Source organism: Solwaraspora sp. WMMB762 (assembly GCF_049179115.1).
Classification (GTDB): Bacteria; Actinomycetota; Actinomycetes; order Mycobacteriales; family Micromonosporaceae; genus Micromonospora_E.
The window spans coordinates 1,687,224-1,702,421 of record NZ_JBMHMD010000001.1 but is presented as its reverse complement, the minus strand read 5'-3'; the positions used below and the strand labels follow the sequence as shown (position 1 = coordinate 1,702,421).

Here is a 15,198-nt window from a genome sequence, read left to right as displayed (position 1 = left end):
TCCTCGGTGAGTGCTGTCCTGCGCCGATGCAAATGCGAAAGGAATTCTGAGTGCGTTCGTTGAATCTTGATGTGTTGCTGGCCGCCGGGTCGCCCGGTGGGTCGAGCTGTCTGACGTCGACGACCACGTTGGAGCCGGCCGGTGGCCGGCACACCTCGGTCGCGCCGGCTAAGTTCGCCCCCGAGCGGGGGAAGGGGTCGGTGTACGCGTACGAGCAGCGGTTTCTCGGCGACGAGAGCCGGTACGCCGCGATCATCGACTCGAAGCAGTCCCAGCTCAACCGGGCCGAGCAGGCCCTCGCTCAGGCCATCGAGGATGGACATCCGCTGCTGTCGCGGGTGCCGCACGTGCAGGTCACCTACGAGCGGGACGGCGCGGTCGAGCGCTACTACGACCTGACGCTGCCGCACCGGGTGTTCGACGGTCACATTCGCGCCGGCACCATCGACGGGGTGCCGACCACGCAGACTCCGGCGTACCGGGCGGTGCGGGACGCGAGCCCGGCGAACGCGCGGGCACTGCTGGAGACCAGCCCGATCACGCTGGTCTTCGGCGGCTGGGATTCGAGCCGACGGAGCCGGCAGGGCCGGTGGCGCAGCGCCCTGGTCGGGGAGATCGTCGGCTTCGTCGCGGCGAGCCGGGACGGGACCGGCGCCCTGATGGAGCCCAAGCCCGGTCGACGGGGCGGGGCTCGGGTCGATCCGGTCGGCATGCAGATCAACCTCGACAAGAAGACGATGACCGAGACAGCGAACTGGCAGCAGGCCGAGCTGAGCCCAGTCACGCATAGCAAGATCCTCAAGGCAGCTGGTGCGATCAAGGTCGGCACCGCGGAATCGGCGTCCGCGCTCGGCCTCGGCGGCATCCCGCCGACCCTGGACCAGTTGGCCGGCGTCGCCTGCGACACCATCATCCGTACGCACGTGTTGTCGTTCGCGACGCTGCGGCAGATGCGCTTCGGGGCCGGCGTCGACGGCGACGCCGCCTGCCGGGCACTGCTGGCCGCGTTGGCGCTCAACGCGCTCGCCCGATCCGACGCCGAACTGTGCCTGCGGGCCAACTGCGACCTGGTCGAGGCCGAGCAGCCGAAGGTCCGGCTCGACCAGCGCGGCGGGTCGTTCGCCGATGTTGAGCCGCTGAGCATCGACGCGGCCGACCTGCTGCTCGGCGAGGCCCTCGCGCACGCCGAGAAGGTCGCCGACGTGACCTGGTCGGGTCTGGCGATGCGGGTCGACGGCAACCCGGACATCGTCTCCGGCGCGCTCGAAACGGGTGACGACCAGTGAGCTTCGCGATCGTCGCCGAGCCGGTCCTCGGCATCTACAAGGGGCACGTCGGCAGCGGCGAACTCGACCCGCTGCCGTCGCCGGCCCGGCTGCACGCCGCTCTGCTCTGCGCGGCGGCGCAGGGGGTGCGGGCGGTCCCCGACGGCGACAGTCTCCAGCCGTGCGACACCGACCGGGAGGCGCTGCGCTGGCTGGAGGCCAACCCACCGGACGGCATCGCCGTGCCACAGACCCTGCCCAACGGCGGTGGCGCGACGGCGTACCGGCAGGAGGGTCTGATCGTCAAGGAAGGCCGCGGCCCGCTGGCGGACAAGCTGGTCGGCAAGCCGGCGGTGACCGGTGTCGCGGTGACCGGCCGGTACGCGTGGACCTGGGAGCAGCCGCCACCGGAGCCGGTGGCCGCCGCGCTGACCGCGCTCTGCCCGGAGGTGCCCTACCTCGGCACGACCGAGTCACCGGTACGGCTCGTCGTCGCCGACGCCGAGCCGACACACCGCCTCGACCCCGACGCCGACCTGTTCACCGGCGACGGGCTCGACCTGGCGGTGGCCGTCGCCGGCCGGTCGGACGCCCTCGAAGCGGCGCACCGGGAGACGACGGCCGCGCCACCGCTGAAGTCCGACGCGCACAGGTCGAGCGAGAAGACGGTAGCGCCGCCGACCGTGACCGCCGGCGTCGAACTCGGCCGCTACACCCCTACGGAGCAGCAGCCCCCGCTGACGCCGTGGACGTCGGTGCTGCTGTTCGGCATGGACCACCCGGTCCCGCCGCAGCTGCGGGTGCGGTACGCGGTCGCCGTACACCGGGCGTTGATCTCGCTCGTCGGCGACGGCGCGCCCGCGATCCTCACCGGCGCGTACGGCGACAACGTGCCGCAGCCGGCGAACCGGTGCGCGATCCAGTTCGTCGGCCCGGACGCGCCGCACGTCGGAGGCACCGCGCTGGCGTTGCTGCTGCCCCGCGACGCCGACGACATCGACCTGACCCTGATCCGGATGGCGGCGCACCACCTGCGGCAGGTCAAGGTCGGCACCGGCCCGTTCGGGGTCAAGCCGCCGGTCGAGGTCCCGGCCGACGAGTTCTGGCCGCAGCCGGCCGCCGGCACGCAGCGGTGGTGGCAGACCGAGCCGGTCGCCGTACCGGAGAGTCGGCCGCCGCGCGGACGCGTCCGCGCCTGGTCCCTCACCGACGCCGCCGCGCTGTCGGTCGCCCTGGTCTGGCGCGACGAGTTCGAGAAGGTGCCGGACCGGGGCGAAGCCCGCTACGCGGCGTTGGCGCGGGCGGCGTCCGCGCGCGGGGTCCGGGTCGAATCAGCGGTACGGGTGATGGACGGCGACGTCGGCCGGTACGTCCACAAGGTCCACAGTGACACGATCATCCAGCCGTACCGGGCGGTGCTCAACCTCGGCACGCTCACCGGGCCTCGGACGATCGCCGCGATCGGGCAGAGCCGGCACCTCGGCGGCGGCCTGCTGGTGCCCCGGGACCTGCCAGAGGCCATCGCCCGCCGGCTGGCCCGGTGAGCGTCGACCGCGCCGACTTCGGCGCCTTCTTCGCCGCCGTCCGCAACGGCCAGCAGCCGTTCCGCTGGCAGGAGCGGCTCCTCGACCACCTGCTGACCACCGGCCGCTGGCCGGACCAGCTGGTTGCGCCGACCGGGGCCGGTAAGACCAGCGTCATCGACGTGCACGTGTTCGCGGTGGCGCTGATGGCCGCCGGCCACCCGGTACGGGTGCCGCGCCGGCTCGCCCTCGTCGTCGACCGTCGGGCACTCGTCGACGACCAGCACGCACACGCCACGGCGGTCGCCGACCTGTTGGCGACGGCCCGGGGCGGCCGGACCGTGCTGGCCCGGGTCGCCGCCGCGCTCGACTCGCTGCGTACCGGGCAGGCCGAACCGACCGCGAGTCCGCTGTCGGTGGCGTTGCTGCGCGGCGGCGCGCCGCCGTCCCGGTCCTGGTTGGACGAGCCGACCGGTGCGGCGGTGCTCTGCGCCACCCCGGACATGTGGGGGTCGCGGCTGCTGCTCGCCGGATACGGGTCGCGGGCGCAGGCCCGGCCTCGGGAAGCCGGGCTGCTCGCCTACGACACCGTCGCCGTCGTCGACGAGGCGCACCTGTCCCGGCAGCTGGTGACCACCGCCCGCCGGGTCGCCGAGCTGGCCGCCGTCGCCGACGAACCGCTCGGCGTACCGGTGCTGCAGGTCGTCGAGACCACCGCCACGCCGCACGCCGACGCCGGGGTGGCGGTCGGCGTCGAAGCCGACGACCTGGCCGTGGACGCGCCGCTGCGGCAGCGGCTGACCAGCCCGAAACCGGTCACCCTGCGGCCGATCCCGGCCTGGCCGATCCCACGCAGCGGCCCGGCCTACAAGGCGGGCGTCGCGGCGCTCGCCGACGAGGCGGCCCGGCTGCATGCGGCGTACGGCGCGACGGTCGGCTGTTTCGTCAACAGTGTCGCGGTCGCCGCCGCTGTCGCGGGGGAGCTACGCGCCCGTGACCTCAGAGTCGAGTTGATCTGCGGGCGGCTGCGGCCGTACGACGTGGACCGGTTGCGGCCGCCCGCGTCGAACCTGCTCAGCCTCGGCGGTGATCCGACGGTCGATGTCCTGGTCAGCACGCAGAGTCTCGAAGTCGGTGTCGACCTTGATCTGGCGGCTGCCGTGACCGAGCTCGCCCCCGGTGGGGCGCTCGCCCAGCGGGCCGGCCGAGTCAACCGGCTCGGCCTCCGTTCAGCTACGCAGGTCAGCGTGCTGGTGCCGGCCGGCGAGCTGCCCGACCCGGCCCAGTCCGGGCCGTACCAGCGGGACGACCTTGCGGCGGCGCGCGCCTGGCTGGCCGGGCGGGCCGTCGACCCGGCGGGCCTCGCCCCGTGGGCACTGCGCGACCCCCGGCCACCCGCCCCGGAGCTGCGGCGCGACCTGCTGCAACGGCTGGAGCTGGCGCAGGCGTGGCAGCTGGCGCGGACCAGCGACGACCTCGCCGCCGCCGCACAGGACGACCTCGACCTGTGGCTCTCCGACGACCTCGACGCAGCCGACCACGAGTTCGGCGTCGTGGTGCGGCGGGCACTGCCGGCCGACACCGCCGACGCCGTCAAGCTGATCGAGGCACTGCCGCCCCGCCCGTACGAGGTCTTCCCGGTGTCGATCCGAAAGTCGACGGAGATCGGTAAGCGGCTCGACGACCTTGCGGAGGCAGCTGTCAAGGCCCGCTTGGACCCGCCGCCCACGCCGATACTGGTCCGGCCGGGTGAGTCACCGCCGCGCCCGCTGACCATCGACGACCGGATCCGCCCCGGTGACATGCTCGTCGTCGACGACACCACCCCGCTGTTCACCTCCAAAGTCGTCGACCCGGACGGCACCGAACAGGTCGACGACGTGCTCGACCTCATCGCCGCCCCGAAACCCGGCGACGTGGTGTTGCGAATCGAACGGGACACGGCCGCGCACCGCCGGTTCCTCGACGCCGTCGCCGCCACCATCGTCGACCAGGACGACCCGGACACCCACGGTGCCGTGGAACCCGACCCGGAGGAGGTCGCCCAACTGCTGCGGGTGCACCGCGACGAGCTGACGCCGCGCCCGATGGTGATCGCGGCGGCGGCTCTGCTCGACCGGCCGGAGACTGAGCGGGCCGGGGCCGAGGTGATCCCGCACTGGCAGGAATCCGACGACGGCAAGCCGCAACTCGCCCGGCTGATCGTCGTCGACCTGCGAAAGGCGACCGTAGACGACGAGCTGCGCCAGACCTGGACCCCGCGCCGCCGCCGGGTGCCGCTGCACCAGCACGCCGACGCGGTGGCCGCCCGCGCCGAAACGGTCGGCGACCGGCTCGGCCTTCCCGCCGAGCTGGTGCAGGTGCTGCGCCTCGCCGGCCTGCATCACGACGACGGCAAGACCGACAAACGGTTCCAGCAGTCGCTGTGCGACGGGGAGCCACCGCCCGAGCCACTGGCCAAGAGTGGAGTACGGGACATGCGGACGATCCGGCGGCTGCGCCAGAAGTCCGGGCTGCCGACCGGATGGCGCCACGAGCAGCTGTCGGCACGCCTGGCCTGGTCGAGGCTGTCTACTCAGGACTCCACCGTCCAGGACGATGACCTTCGGGAGCTGATCGTCCGGCTGGTCGGCACCAGCCACGGGCACGGCCGGCACGGCTTCCCACACACCGCCGGGCAGCTCGTCGGCACCGTCGACGACACCGCCGTCGACTTGTTCGACGAGGGCCGGTGGGACGAACTGATCGAACGCACCCATCGCCGGTGGGGGGTGTGGGGCTGCGCCTACCTGGAAGCGCTGCTCCGCGCCGCCGACGGGCAGATCTCCGCGGAGGGGTCATGACCGACTTCGTACTGCCGCACGCCGACCCGTACACGATGCTGTCGCACATGACGCTGCACGGGCTCGCCGCCATCGCCGAGGACGCCGGCCTCGACGACGTCCGGCTCTCCTGGACACCCGGCATGAACTCTCGCCCGGTGCTCAGCGCCCCGCAGGCCACGCCGGAAACGATCGGCGAGATCGTCCGCCGGCACGCCGCCCGCCACGACGACCCGGACGCCTGGCCCAGCCGGCACCTGCGCGACGGCGAACAGCGCGCGCTGATGAGCCCCCGGATCAGCGTCATCACCACCGGCGACAGCTGGCAATCACTGCAGCAGCGGCGGCACGCTGTGCTCGACCAGCTCACGCGGGCACGGGCGCTGCTCGACCTGCGGCTGATCGCCGCACTCGGCGAACCGGCCTACTGGAGCTGCAACGGCAAAGGCGACCGACTCCAGGACGACGGCGCCAGCCGGCTGGAAATGCAGCCCCGTAACCAGGGCTCCGAGTTCGTCGGCAACCGACTGCGGCCCCTCGCCGCGGCCGTCGCCGCCCGTACCGCTGAGGAGGTCGCCGACGGGCTGACCGGCGGCCGGGTCCGCGACGAGATCGCCAAAGACAAACCCGACAGCCGTACGCCGACCGGCTTCGCCGCCCCCGGCCCGACCGACAACGCGGTGGCCTGGTGTGCGCTCTGGGGCATCTCGCAGTTCCCGATCGCCCAGCGGGTCAACGCCACCGCCACCACCACCGGCCACCTCGGGCGGGCAACGGGCGGCTGGTTCTGCGTACCCGTGTGGACCGGGCGGTGGCGCACGGCCCGGCACCGGACGGTCCTCGCCAGCGGGCAGCTGACCCGGTTCGCGGCGGCCGGGCTGCCATCAAAGGCGCTCGGGAAGCCGCCGGACAGCACACCGGTCGACGGCGAACCCGCCCGAGCGTGGCTGGCCGCCCGGGGCGTCACCGCCGTCATCCGGTTCCCGGTGCAGCGGTTCGGCAGCGACAGCGCCCCCGAACGCCGGGCCATGCGCGGCGAGCTGCTCAAGACCGACAAGCCACTCGTCGCGAGAACCTGACGATGACGACGCCGGAACTGCTTCCGATCAGCCTGGTGGCGCACCAGGCCTTCTGCCCACGCCGGGCCTGGCTGGAAGCAGCCGGCGAGTCGACCGACACCCAGCAGGTGCAGGTCGGCGTCCAGGCCCACATCCCGGCCGACGACCCGACCGGGTCGCGGTCCCGGCGCTACCGGGCCGTCGACGTGGTCAGCCACGACCTCGGCGTGTACGGGCGCTGCGACACCGTCGAACTCGACGACGACGCCGCGATGACCGTCGTCGAACACAAGGCCACCCCGGTGCGCCGCCGGCCGGACGTCACCGATCCGATGCGGATCCAGGTGGCGTTGCTCGCTGGGGCGTTGGCGGACATGGGCTACCCGGTGGCCGGGCAGGCGGTCTACTTCACGAACCACCGGGTGCGGGTCGACATCACCCTGTCGCCGGCGGACGTGGCGGCCGCCCGGGAGATGGTGGCGGCAACCGTGCGTACGCTCGACGCCGAGCAGGCCCCGCCGCCGCTGGAGAACGACCGGCGCTGCTCCCGCTGCTCACACATCAGCGTCTGCCTGCCCGACGAACGCCCACTCGCGCCGGTGATCCGCCGGATCGTCGTCGCCGACCCCGACACCCAGGTGCTGCACCTGACCACACCCGGCTCGCGGGCGTACGTCGAGCGAGGCCGGATCGAGGTCAGCAAAAGCGGCGAGAAGCTCGGGTCGTTTCCGATCGAACGGGTGCAGGGCCTGGTGGTGCACGGCAACGTCGACCTGTCCAGCGGCCTGATCAGGGAGGTGCTGTGGCGCAGCCTGTCGGTGGTGTGGTGCACCAGCACCGGCCGGGTCACCGGCTGGGCCCGGCCGGCGCAGGGACCCAACGGCGGCCCGCGACTGTTGCAGCACGTCGCCTCCCACAACGGGCGCATCGACCTGGCCCGGCAGTTCGTCACCGCGAAAATCGCCAACCAGGCGACGTTGCTGCGCCGCCACGGCAACGCCCCGGACACGGTGACCCGGCTGCGCGAGCTGCAACGCCAAGCCCTCGACGCGCTGTCGTTGGCTGACCTGTTCGGCATCGAAGGTGAGGCCGCCGCCGGCTACTTCGCCCAGTTCCTGACCATGTTCCGGCCGAAGGTCGTCGACGCCGAGCAGCTGACGTTCTCCGTACGGACCCGACGCCCGGCCCGCGATCCGATCAACGCCGCGTTGAACCTCTGCTACGGGCTGTTGACCGCAGACGTGCTCCGGGCCGTCGTCGCCTGCGGGCTCGACCCGCACGCCGGCTTTCTGCACAGCTCCGGCCGCAACAAGCCGGCGCTGGCTCTCGACCTGGTCGAGGAGTTCCGGGCAGCCGTCGCCGACTCGGTGGTCGTCACCGCCTTCAACAACGGCGAACTCCGCGCCCGGGACTTCACCACGGTGCTCGGCACCACCCGGATCAGCGCGAACGGACGGAAAGCGCTCATCGCCGGTTACGAACGCCGGGTTACCGGCACCTTCCGCCACCCGATCTTCGGCTACGAGGTGAGCTGGCGGCGCGCGATGGAGATCCAGGCGCGCCTGGTGCTCGGCGTGATCGACGGGACGCAGCCCCGATACGAGGGGATCAAGATCCGATGAGCCTCGACGACGTACGGCGTTATTTGATCGCATACGACGTTTCCGACGACGTCCGCCGCACGCGGGTGGCCAAGAAGCTCGAATCGTACGGCGACCGCGTCCAGTACAGCGTGTTTGTCGTGGATGTCCGTCCGGCGAAGATCCTGCGGCTACGGGCCGAGCTGACCGACATGATCAACCAGGGTACGGATTCGATCCTGTTCTGCGACCTGGGTACGCTGCGAGAGCGCGCCAGCCGATCCCTCGACGTGATCGGCCAGGGTCGGCCGATCACCGGCCACGGCCCCGCGATTCTGTAGCCCCGCCCGTCACCCGCCGCGAAGGGTCCGTCGTGACGGCCGTGAGCGCGGACCCTTCGCGGAGCTGTTTTACCTGCTCAGATGCTATTCTATAGTGGACGCAAGCGGCTGTCGGGGCGTCGCGAGGCTCTCCGTCGACGGACCCTTCGCGAACCCCTCGCTCCACCGCAGGTCGGGAGGGGTAAGATTCGGGCCCAGTCGCAGCTCTCTCGGGAGCTGCCCTTCATTGAGGCGCCAGCGCGGCTACCCGACCATCGCCAACGTCGCCGACCCGTCGCAGCTCTCTCGGGAGCTGCCCTTCATTGAGGCACGCTGCTGACGGGGACGGCGATCACGTCCACGGTCGCAGCTCTCTCGGGAGCTGCCCTTCATTGAGGCGGGCGGATCACCGGCACCGGCCGGCCCGGCAGCAGTCGCAGCTCTCTCGGGAGCTGCCCTTCATTGAGGCACTGAGACAGTCGCGGGTCCGCCACGGATACGCCCGATTGTCGCAGCTCTCTCGGGAGCTGCCCTTCATTGAGGCTGGCGCAACGGCAAGGGCGTGCCATCATAAGTTTCGTCGCAGCTCTCTCGGGAGCTGCCCTTCATTGAGGCGCGGAGAAGTACGCCGACTGGACGACAGCATTCGAGGTCGCAGCTCTCTCGGGAGCTGCCCTTCATTGAGGCGACCACCGTGGTGCTGCTGCCCGCTCGCGCCGCACCAGGTCGCAGCTCTCTCGGGAGCTGCCCTTCATTGAGGCTGGCGCAACGGCAAGGGCGTGCCATCATAAGTTTCGTCGCAGCTCTCTCGGGAGCTGCCCTTCATTGAGGCGCGGAGAAGTACGCCGACTGGACGACAGCATTCGAGGTCGCAGCTCTCTCGGGAGCTGCCCTTCATTGAGGCGACCACCGTGGTGCTGCTGCCCGCTCGCGCCGCACCAGGTCGCAGCTCTCTCGGGAGCTGCCCTTCATTGAGGCGCGAGGACGGTCACGGCTGTTCCTGGGTGTACGGAGTCGCAGCTCTCTCGGGAGCTGCCCTTCATTGAGGCCTTCGATGGTGATCGCGTTACCCATAGCGAAAGACGTCGCAGCTCTCTCGGGAGCTGCCCTTCATTGAGGCGAATACTGCCAACTTGAAACCACCAACTTCGAAAGTCGCAGCTCTCTCGGGAGCTGCCCTTCATTGAGGCGCGCGCAGCCGGCGGGCAGTGCTCATCGTGCCCGAGTCGCAGCTCTCTCGGGAGCTGCCCTTCATTGAGGCGTGGACCTGCGCCCCGAGGGCTTCCTGGGACAACCGTCGCAGCTCTCTCGGGAGCTGCCCTTCATTGAGGCGTGGCGAGCTGCAGCACGTGGACGGCGACCTCCCGTCGCAGCTCTCTCGGGAGCTGCCCTTCATTGAGCCTTTTCCAAGCTGATCTTGCAGCTCAGGGCGGATGCGGTAGGCCCGCTGATCGATGGGTGCGAGGCTCCAGGTAGGACAGCTGTCGACCAAGACTCGAAGCCCCGACCGGGAGCCTCGCCATGCTGTCCTACCCCGCCACGATCTCGTTGTCCAGCCGCACCCTGAACCACCTGGCCGAACGCATCCGCAGCCACCGTAAGCAGCGCCGATCGCGGTGGCGGCGCCTCGAACCCGGCCGGCAGGCGCTGCTCGCCCTGGCCCATCTGCGCAACGGCGACACCTACACCCGACTCGCGGCCGGCTTCGAGATCGGCGTCGCCACCGCCTGGCGCTACGTCCAGGAAGCGATAGCCCTGCTCGCGACGGCCGCCGATGACCTGGCCACCGCCATGGTACGGATCCGCCGACTGGCGTACGCGATCCTGGACGGCACCCTGATTCCGATCGATCGGGTCGCCGACCAGCGACCCTACTACTCTGGGAAACACAAGCACCACGGCGTGAATGTGCAGGTCATCGCCGATGCCGCTGGCCGGCTCGTCTGGGCTTCACCGGCGCTGCCCGGTTCGGTTCATGACCTGACCGCAGCCAGGACCTACGGCATTATCGATGCGCTGACCAGGGCGGACGTGATGACCTTCGCCGATAAGGGCTACCAAGGAGCCCGCGGCAGCGTGCGCACTCCGTTCAAGCGACGCCGCTTCCGCCCGAAGCTGTCACGCCGGCAGAAGGCCATCAACCGCGCCCACGCGAAGATCCGCGCCCGCGGTGAACGCGCAATCGCCACCCTCAAGGCCTGGAAGATCCTGGCCAAGCTGCGCTGCTGTCCACGGCGAGCGACCGCGATCGTGCAGGCCATCCTCGTTCTGCACCACGTCGAGACCGACCGCTACGCAGCATGAAAAGGGCTCATTGAGGCTCCTCGGCGTGGAGCTGGCCGAGGATGCAGTCGCACCCGGGTCGCAGCTCTCTCGGGAGCTGCCCTTCATTGGTGCGGCAGGGCGGTGGGGGCCGCCTCGGGTACCGAGGCGGCCTTCACCGCCGTGGGTGGGGTCAGTGGGGGAGGGCGCCGGTTCGCAGGGCGGTGGTGAAGGTGCCCCACTGCGCCGCGGTGAAGGTGAGAGTGGGACCGGTGCGGTCCTTGCTGTCGCGTACTTCAGCGCGGCCGGCGTGCCGGCGGGCTTCGACGCATTCGCCGCCGTTGCCGGCGCTGCGGCTGGAGGTGAACCAGGGGGTGTCGGGCTTCATCGTAGGTACTCCTCGATCGGGATCGACTGGTCGCGGATCAGCCGGAAAACTCGACGGTACTCCGCCAACTCCTCCGGACGCTCCATGTAGCGAGCGCCCATATGGGACTCGACGTAGACCACGTCAGGGTCGTCGGGGTCGGCGAAGTCCAGCACGGTGAAAGCGCCTGCGAACGCGGCGTGTGCACCAGCGGCTCCGGGCAGGACGCGGATCTCCACTCGTACCCGTCGACCCACGCTGGCCAGGTGGGCGCGTTGCTTGGCCATGACCGCCGGGCCGCCGACCTCGCGAGTCATTGCACCCTCTCCGAGGATCGCGACGATCCGGGCCGGCTGCTCGCGGTCGTAGTAGGAGATCTGCCGATCGAGCCGCAGCGACACCAGCCGTTCGATCTGCTGCTCGGAGGCCTGCGGGTCGGCGGCCTGGAAAACCGCCCGCATGTAGTCCGGCGTCTGCAACAGACCGTGGACCAACTCCGGGTTGTAGTTGTGGATCTCCGTCGCGGCGGCTTCGAGGCCGATGTACAAGCGGAACCAGTCCGGTACGGCGTCGCCGTGCGACTCCCACCAGCCGTGCTCGTCGGACGCGGCGGCGAGCCGGGTCAGCGCGTCCGTCGTCTCCGGGTCCGCTCCGTAGAACCAGCAGAGGCCTCGTACGGTGTTCATCTTGACCGGAAATTTGCCGTTCTCGATCCGCCACAACGTCGTACGGGAACAGACCTTGGCCCGTTCCACCTCCTGCTCGGTGCGGGAAGCCTCCTCTCGCAGTCGGCGCAGCCGCCGCCCCAGCTGGCGGCGCACCACAGTCGGTCCGGTCACCGGCATCGCTTCACCTTCCTCTCATCCGACACACTCACCACCCGCGCCAATGTTTCAAAATGAAACACCGGGCCGGGCCGCTCGCCGGATCGCCACGTCACAGTGGAGACAAAGCCCGGCGTACGCGATCGATTCTGCCTTATCGGGGAGGGAAACGCAGGCCGCGACAATGGTGAATTCGACGGAGGTTGTGATGGGATGGGTGAAAGCCAGGAGGGCGCACGTAGGCTGCGGTCGGCGGTGGAAGGTAGGGCGAACGGAAGGCTGCAAGATGGATCTTCACGAGGGCGTGCCGGCCGACTGCCTGTTCTGCCGGCGCGATGATGGGCAGCTCAACCGCATCTCGCACGAGAACGCGACCTGCTTCGCCCGGCTGGACAACTTCCCGGCGACGGAAGGGCACACCGAGATCGTGCCGAAGCGCCACGTCGAGTCGTTCTTCGACCTCACCCCTCAGGAGCTGCAGGACACGTACGAGCTGATCTTGATGGTGCGCAACGATTTGACCGGGAAGCTGCGGCCGGATGGGTACACGATCGGGATCAACGAAGACGTCCTCTCACATCCGACCTGCCGACCTGACCCGCCTCACCCTGACCCGCTGGCGACCGCCTCGTTCACGGGCGCAGGCGTGCAGCGGCTCCGGGACGGCGTTGACATTTCGACAGGCTTCCGGCCCACCCGGGCGGCTCAGGCTGAGTGTCGACAGGGAACACGATTCCCCTGGGAGGGAGATGACGATGCTCGTTCGGAAGGCACTCAGCAGTGTCGTGGCGGTCGGGGTCGCGGTCGCCGCCGCCCTGACGATCGCACCGAGCGCGGCGCACGCCGCCTACACGCCGGAGGGGGTGTGCGGCAGTGGCTACTACGTCCAGCGGTCGTACCCGTTGCCCGGTGCGCGGGTCTACCAGCTCTACAACGGTTCGAGCAACTGTGTCGTGACCATCAAGACCGCCTCGGTGGGCACCCCGACCCGTACCACGGCGGCACTCCAGGTGTCGGGTAGTGACTGGTCGACGGACACGGGCGACTACCGCTACTACGCCGGACCGGTACGGGTCCCGGCGGCGGGCAAGTGCGTCCGGTACTTCGGCTACCACGGTGGCACCAGCTACACCAGCCCGTGGGGCAACTGCGGGTGAGCCACCCGGCTCTGGGCCGGCGGACCTCCTCAGCGGTGGTCCGCCGGTACCGGTCTGTTCGCCGTACGGCGCCGCCGCCTACCGCGTCCACATCGATGTCGACACCGGTGCAGGTCAATCGGTCGCTACCACCCGAACGAGAAAGAAGACCGGTCGGGAACTGGGAAAGAACAGCTCTCCCTGGTCGTCGACCATTTTCCACCGGACCATGCAGTCGCCCGGGGTGCTCCGTGCGGTAACGGTCACGCTGATCTTTACTCGCTCGTTCGGCAGGGTGTTGCTGATCGGAATCCGGTGCGGTGTTTGACAGTCATCTGGCGCGGCCGGCGAGTCCTCTCGCTGCAGATGCCGGCCGTACCAGGGAACGGTGCCGCTGTTCTCGATTTCCCATACCTTGACGAAGGTCATGCCGGTGGTCACCGTCGTGCCGTCCGGAACGGTGACGTCGGTGATGAACCGACTGTGGTCGCCGCTGATTCGCGGAGCCGGGGGCAGCGGCACGGTTGGGTGCGCCGTCTCCGGCCCTGGCTCCGCGGTTGTCCGGTCCTCCGGACGTAGCGCGAGCGCGGTCCCAGATAGCACGGCGAGTAGGATGAGCGCACCTGCGACGGTCAGGACCCGCCGGGGCGACCGGAGGGGGAGCGGGGCGGCTGGTCCGGGCTCGGCCGTTGGTCCGTGGCCGCCAGCAGGTTCGACCTCGGCGACAGGACGGCTCGCTGGTCGGAGCGGGCCGGCCTGGGCGCAGCGCTCCCACCGGGCCCGCCACTGTGTCTCGTCGCCGCCGCAGGCGTGGATGTACTCCCGGGTCGTCTCCCAGGAAGGAAACCGATTCCCGGTCGCGGCCTCGTGCAGGGTGGTGTGCGAGATCCTGCCGGAGCGGCCGGCCATCCGCCGGAAGGAAGGGTTCCCCGCCAGGGCGCGCAACTGTCGCAACTCCTTGGCGAACTGCGCGGTCGTCGTTTCCCGTTGGCCGTCGTCGTCAGGGTCTAGTTCTGGCATTTGATTCCCGTGTCATCCCGTCAGATCTGTTGTCCGATGTTGTAAGAGCATACCGGACGGTCAATGTCCGGGTCGATGCTGGCGGTAAAGGCAGATCGATGTGAAAAGATCTCGCAGTCTTGTCTGCAACCCTGATGGTCGGCGATGTCGGAGATGGAACGAGGGCTGAAAATGTATCTTCGGGTACTGGGGCTGGTCGAGCTGCGGATCGACGGACGGACGCTGGTCGCCCGGCGACCGCAGCAGGCGGCCGTGTTGGCGGCGTTGGCGGTGGATGCCAACCGACCACTGCGCACCGAGGCGTTGATCGCGCGGATCTGGGGGGAGCAGCCGCCCGAGCGGGCCCGGCGGACCTTGCACACCCACATCAGCGGTCTGCGGCGACTGCTGGAGCAAGGTGGTGGGGAACGGACGACGGCTCAACTGCTGCGTCGACCCGGCTGCTACCTGCTGGAGGTCGATGCCGACTGCGTCGACCTGCACCGGTTCCAGCGCCTCACGGACACCGCCGCGGACCGGACCGGCGACGAGCGGGTGATGCTGCTGCGGGCTGCGATGCGCCTTTGGCGGGGTGACGCCCTGGCAGGGGTCCCCGGTGACTGGGCGCAGCGGGTCCGGGAGGCATACCGGCAGCACTATCTCGGCACTGTTGTGAACTGGGCGCAGGCAGAGGTGGTGGCCGGCAACGCAGACACCGTGATCGGTCCGTTGACGCTGCTGGCCGGCGAGTACCCGCTGACCGAGTCCCTGGCCGGCGCCCTGATGCGGGCGCTGCACGCGGCTGGGCGCGGCGCTGACGCGCTGGATCAGTACGCGCGCACGAGACGCCGGCTCGTCGACGAACTGGGCGTCGAACCTGGCCCGGACCTGCGGGCCGTGAACGCGGCGATCCTGCGGGGCGAACCGCTGCCCGCCCGCCCCGGCGCGCCCGACGCTCCGATCCTCAGCAGCGTGCCGTGATCGGCAGTCATCGCTTGTACGATGGCCGTCGGGACGTCACACGACAGGCTGCGGACGCGGC

Annotated in this window: 12 protein-coding genes, 1 pseudogene and 1 CRISPR repeat array; of the genes and pseudogenes, 10 read left to right on the top strand and 3 right to left on the bottom strand. The window is 70.3% G+C overall.

The window, feature by feature from the left end:
* Positions 1–50 precede the first annotated feature (50 nt).
* From cas7g to ACN27J_RS07460, 7 genes are all read left to right on the top strand, one after another.
* A complete protein-coding gene (gene cas7g, locus ACN27J_RS07490; RefSeq protein WP_421364747.1) occupies positions 51–1,286 on the top strand; it encodes a type I-G CRISPR-associated RAMP protein Csb1/Cas7g in 1,236 nt (411 codons plus the stop codon).
* On the top strand, positions 1,283–2,809 hold the full coding sequence (csb2, locus tag ACN27J_RS07485; RefSeq protein WP_421364746.1) for a type I-G CRISPR-associated protein Csb2: 1,527 nt from the start codon (positions 1,283–1,285) through the stop codon (positions 2,807–2,809). The genes cas7g and csb2 overlap by 4 nt, the downstream gene beginning before the upstream one ends.
* Entirely contained in the window at positions 2,806–5,631 is a 2,826-nt protein-coding gene (gene cas3g / locus ACN27J_RS07480) for a type I-G CRISPR-associated helicase/endonuclease Cas3g (RefSeq protein WP_421364745.1), read from the top strand. Before csb2 ends, cas3g begins: the two co-directional genes overlap by 4 nt.
* On the top strand, positions 5,628–6,689 hold the full coding sequence (locus ACN27J_RS07475) for a hypothetical protein (protein WP_421364744.1): 1,062 nt from the start codon (positions 5,628–5,630) through the stop codon (positions 6,687–6,689). The genes cas3g and ACN27J_RS07475 overlap by 4 nt, the downstream gene beginning before the upstream one ends.
* Before the next feature lie 2 nt (positions 6,690–6,691).
* Positions 6,692–8,290: a CRISPR-associated endonuclease Cas1 gene (cas1, locus tag ACN27J_RS07470; RefSeq protein ID WP_421364743.1), complete on the top strand. Its 1,599-nt coding sequence runs from the start codon at positions 6,692–6,694 to the stop codon at positions 8,288–8,290.
* Positions 8,287–8,589 carry a CRISPR-associated endonuclease Cas2 gene (gene cas2 / locus ACN27J_RS07465; RefSeq protein ID WP_421364742.1) on the top strand — a complete coding sequence of 101 codons (303 nt, stop codon included), beginning with the start codon at positions 8,287–8,289 and terminating at the stop codon, positions 8,587–8,589. Before cas1 ends, cas2 begins: the two co-directional genes overlap by 4 nt.
* A 197-nt stretch (positions 8,590–8,786) precedes the next feature.
* Positions 8,787–9,970: a CRISPR direct-repeat array (repeat unit 36 nt; unit sequence GTCGCAGCTCTCTCGGGAGCTGCCCTTCATTGAGGC).
* A gap of 119 nt (positions 9,971–10,089) precedes the next feature.
* Positions 10,090–10,872 (top strand): transposase family protein, encoded by a 783-nt coding sequence (locus tag ACN27J_RS07460; RefSeq protein ID WP_278168437.1) that lies wholly within the window; start codon positions 10,090–10,092, stop codon positions 10,870–10,872.
* A 151-nt stretch (positions 10,873–11,023) separates the two neighbouring features.
* Here ACN27J_RS07460 and ACN27J_RS07455 read toward each other — a convergent pair whose 3' ends face one another.
* Both ACN27J_RS07455 and ACN27J_RS07450 read right to left on the bottom strand, forming a co-directional pair.
* The gene (locus ACN27J_RS07455) at positions 11,024–11,218 is read right to left on the bottom strand and encodes a DUF397 domain-containing protein (protein ID WP_421364741.1); all 195 of its coding nucleotides are present in this window, start codon (positions 11,216–11,218) and stop codon (positions 11,024–11,026) included.
* The gene (locus tag ACN27J_RS07450) at positions 11,215–12,036 is read right to left on the bottom strand and encodes a DUF5753 domain-containing protein (RefSeq protein WP_421364740.1); all 822 of its coding nucleotides are present in this window, start codon (positions 12,034–12,036) and stop codon (positions 11,215–11,217) included. The genes ACN27J_RS07455 and ACN27J_RS07450 overlap by 4 nt, the downstream gene beginning before the upstream one ends.
* A gap of 49 nt (positions 12,037–12,085) precedes the next feature.
* On the opposite strand from ACN27J_RS07450, the pseudogene ACN27J_RS07445 reads away from it, so the two are divergent.
* A pseudogene (locus tag ACN27J_RS07445) lies at positions 12,086–12,574 on the top strand (HIT family protein); the annotation flags it as partial.
* Between the two features lie 202 nt (positions 12,575–12,776).
* Positions 12,777–13,178 (top strand): hypothetical protein, encoded by a 402-nt coding sequence (locus tag ACN27J_RS07440; protein WP_421372680.1) that lies wholly within the window; start codon positions 12,777–12,779, stop codon positions 13,176–13,178.
* A 114-nt stretch (positions 13,179–13,292) separates the two neighbouring features.
* On the opposite strand, the gene ACN27J_RS07435 is transcribed toward ACN27J_RS07440, so the two are convergent.
* Complete coding sequence (locus ACN27J_RS07435) at positions 13,293–14,177, bottom strand: NBR1-Ig-like domain-containing protein (protein ID WP_421364739.1); 885 nt, start codon at positions 14,175–14,177, stop codon at positions 13,293–13,295.
* A 171-nt stretch (positions 14,178–14,348) separates the two neighbouring features.
* On the opposite strand from ACN27J_RS07435, the gene ACN27J_RS07430 reads away from it, so the two are divergent.
* Positions 14,349–15,137 carry an AfsR/SARP family transcriptional regulator gene (locus ACN27J_RS07430; RefSeq protein WP_421364738.1) on the top strand — a complete coding sequence of 263 codons (789 nt, stop codon included), beginning with the start codon at positions 14,349–14,351 and terminating at the stop codon, positions 15,135–15,137.
* The last annotated feature ends 61 nt before the right edge of the window (positions 15,138–15,198 follow it).